The organism is Rhodoblastus sp. (assembly GCF_041915505.1).
GTDB lineage: Bacteria > Pseudomonadota > Alphaproteobacteria > Rhizobiales > Beijerinckiaceae > Rhodoblastus.
The window spans coordinates 1-3113 of the sequence record NZ_JAYSBG010000392.1 but is presented as its reverse complement, the minus strand read 5'-3'; the positions used below and the strand labels follow the sequence as shown (position 1 = coordinate 3113).

The 3113-nt window shown below is 66.8% G+C and carries 5 protein-coding genes; all 5 read left to right on the top strand.

Going from position 1 to position 3113, the window contains the following annotated elements:
* Positions 1 to 476 (top strand): sigma-70 family RNA polymerase sigma factor (locus ACE3S9_RS17460; protein ID WP_374547754.1); only part of this gene is annotated, 476 nt, incomplete at its 5' end.
* Positions 477 to 481: 5 nt separating this feature from the next.
* Positions 482 to 1120, top strand: a complete 639-nt coding sequence (locus tag ACE3S9_RS17455; RefSeq protein WP_374547756.1) for an NrsF family protein — start codon at positions 482 to 484, stop codon at positions 1118 to 1120.
* Between the two features lie 25 nt (positions 1121 to 1145).
* A complete protein-coding gene (locus tag ACE3S9_RS17450; protein ID WP_374547753.1) occupies positions 1146 to 1922 on the top strand; it encodes an alpha/beta fold hydrolase in 777 nt (258 codons plus the stop codon).
* 72 nt (positions 1923 to 1994) lie between these two features.
* Entirely contained in the window at positions 1995 to 2825 is an 831-nt protein-coding gene (cysE, locus tag ACE3S9_RS17445; protein ID WP_374547752.1) for a serine O-acetyltransferase, read from the top strand.
* A 130-nt stretch (positions 2826 to 2955) separates the two neighbouring features.
* On the top strand, positions 2956 to 3113 hold a 158-nt coding region (locus tag ACE3S9_RS17440; protein WP_374547755.1), incomplete at its 3' end, for a DUF3126 family protein.

The window sequence follows — 3113 nt, the reverse complement described above, 5'->3', positions numbered from 1 at the left end:
TGTTGCCTTATCTGCGCAATCTGTGCCGCCGGGCCAGCGCGCGCGCCGGCCTGTCGGCGAGCGAGGCGGAGGATGCGGTGCAGGAGACCCTGCTGGCGATACATCTCAAGCGTCACACCTGGGATCCGGGCCAGCCGCTGACGCCCTGGCTGGCGGCGATCGCGCGCAACAAGGTGATCGACGCCCTGCGCCGGCGCGGACGCCGGGCGGAGACGGACATCGCCGATTTCGAGGATGTTTTGTCCGCGCCCGCCGAGACCGAGGCGGTCGAGCGCGAACTGGATCGGCAGGACGCGTTGCGCCTGCTGGACCAGCTCAGCGCAAAACAGCGCGAGGCCATCGAGGCTGTCTCGATCCGGGGCGAAAGCCTGCGCGAGGCGGCCGGACATCTGGGGGTCACCGAGGGCGCCCTGCGCGTCTCGGTGCATCGCGGACTGAAAGCGCTCGCGGCGCTCTATCGAAAGCTGAACGATTGACGACGATGAAGACCGAGGATCTCATCACCGCCCTCGCGGCGGACAATGACACGAAAGCCGCGCCGATGGGCCGGACCTTCGCGCTCGACCTCGCTTTGGGCTTCATCGTCTCGGCGCTGTTCTTCTTCACCTTCCTCGGCATGCGCGATACGTTCTACGCCTCGCTGGACCAGCCGCGTTTCCTGTTCAAATTCGTCTTCACCCTCGCCATGGCCTCGACCGGCCTGCTGCTGGCCTGGCGGCTGGCGCGGCCCGGCGCCCATCCTGGCGCGGCGCGGTTCGCCGTCTTGCTGGCCCCGGCCCTGATCCTGGGCGCCTGTCTGGTTGAAATGGCCACCGTGCCCTCGGCGCAATGGATGGCGCGGATGATCGGCCACAATGCGGTCCATTGCCTGACCATGATCCCGCTGATGGCGCTGGCGCCGCTGGCCGGGCTGTTCGTGGCGCTGAAACATGGCGCGCCGGACGATCCGCGCCGCGCCGGCGCCGTTGCGGCTTTCGCGGCCTCTGGTCTCGCCGCCACGCTTTACGCCGCCAGTTGCCCCGACGATTCGCCCTTTTTCCTCGCGGTCTGGTATATCATCGCGACAACGGCCGTGGTCGCGCTCGGCTGGTTCGCCGGCGGACGCCTGTTGCGCTGGTAAGCGGGCGCGCAATCAGGATTGGGCGATGCAGGAATTTCTGTCCGGCGGGGTGCGCCTCGCTTTTCTCGATTTTGCGCCAACCGCGGAGGACAAGGGCGAGCCGATCATCCTCATCCATGGCTTCGCCTCGAACCACGGCGTCAACTGGCTGTTCCCGCAATGGGTCAAGACGCTGACCCAGGCCGGCCGGCGCACCATCGTATTCGACAATCGCGGCCACGGGCGCAGCCAGAAGCTCTACGATCCCGAGCAATATTCGCCCTGGCTGATGGCCGCTGACGCCGCCAATCTGCTCGACCATCTCGGCATCGTGCGCGCTGATGTGATGGGCTATTCCATGGGCGCGCGCATCGCCGCCCATATGGCGAAGGCCGCGCCGGACAAAGTGCGCGGCCTTGTGCTCGCCGGCCTCGGTATCCATCTGGTGGACAGCGAGGGGCTTCCCGCCGGCATAGCCGACGCCATGGACGCGCCCTCTCTGGCGGCCCTCACCGACCCGATGCAGCGCATGTTTCGCACCTTTGCCGAGGCGACCAAGAGCGACCTGCGGGCGCTCGCCGCCTGCATGAGGGGGACGCGCCACGCCATGAGCGAATCCGTGGTCGAGACCATCGCGGCGCCAACCCTGGTCTGCGTCGGCTCGGAGGATGATGTCGCCGGCGACCCGGAGCCGCTGGCCCGCTTGTTGAAAAACGGCCGCGCCTTCGTCATTCCGGGGCGCGACCACAATCGCGCGGTCGGCGACAAGGCCTATAAGGACGCCGTGCTGGCCTTTCTCGACGACCTTTCCGCGAGGCCCTGACGAAACGCGCCGCGACAGCGAATCCGGCGTGTGATATTCTGTTTTTTCCGCTTTTGCGGAGAGGAAATTGGCATGACGACCACCAGCAATGTGCGGCAGCTCCACAAGAGCGAATTCGACCCCGTCTTCGCGCAGATTCGCCGCGAGGCGGAGGACGCTTTGCGCCGCGAGCCCGATCTGGGCTGCTTCCTGGCCGCCTCGATCCTCAATCATTCCACGCTGGAGCAGGCGGTCGGGAACCGGCTCGCCTCGCGTCTGTCGCATCCGGATTTCCCCGGCGACCTGATCCGCCAGAATTTTCTCGATATGGCTTCGCGCGATCCTTCGATCGGCGTCGCGATCCGCGCCGATATCCTCGCCGTCGCCGACCGCGACCCGGCCTGCACCCGACTGATCGAGCCGGTGCTCTATTTCAAGGGTTTTCACGCGCTGCAGACCCATCGTCTGGCGCATTGGCTGTGGAATTCCGGCCGCAAGGATTTCGCGCTCTATCTGCAGAGTCGGTCCTCAGCGGCGTTCCAGACCGACATCAATCCGGCCGCGCGGATCGGCAAGGGGGTTTTCCTCGATCACGCCACCGGCCTGGTGGTCGGCGCGACGGCGGTGATCGAGGACGACGTGTCGATCCTGCACAGCGTGACCTTGGGCGGCACCGGCCACGAGCGCGGCGACCGCCATCCCAAGATCCGCCATGGCGTGCTGATCGGCGCCGGCGCCAAGATCATCGGCAATATCGAGGTCGGCCATTGCTCGCGCATCGCGGCGGGCTCGGTCGTGCTGAAGCCGGTTCCCCCCAAGGTGACGGTGGCCGGCGTGCCGGCGCGCATCGTCGGCGCCTCCGGCTGCGCGGAGCCGGCGCGCGAAATGGATCAGATTCTCGCCGCCAAGGCCGGAGAGGAATGAGCGTTTCCGCCGCGCGGCCCGTGCGGCGGGCAGAGCCAACCTGCGCTTTTCCCCGCTAATTTTCGCGCCCCTTGCGCGGGGCGCGGCTTTTTTTTAAGCCTCGCATCGCAACGGCTGATGGAGACGGGCCTTGGACAAGAGCGAATTGCGCAAATTGCAGGAATTCCTGCGGAACGCCTTCGGCGCGACGGGAATCAAGGTCGGGCTCGATCCCAAGGACACCGAGCAGGCCACGGTCACTTTCGGCGAGCGCGCTTTGGGCCTCATCACGGTCGACGACGAGGATGG

What these genes read in the sequence shown, in the direction of transcription:
- ACE3S9_RS17455 (WP_374547756.1), top strand. Translation starts at nt 482, where the DNA reads ATGAAGACCGAGGATCTCATCACCGCCCTCGCGGCGGACAATGACACG.
- ACE3S9_RS17450 (WP_374547753.1), top strand. Translation starts at nt 1,146, where the DNA reads ATGCAGGAATTTCTGTCCGGCGGGGTGCGCCTCGCTTTTCTCGATTTT.
- cysE (WP_374547752.1), top strand. Translation starts at nt 1,995, where the DNA reads ATGACGACCACCAGCAATGTGCGGCAGCTCCACAAGAGCGAATTCGAC.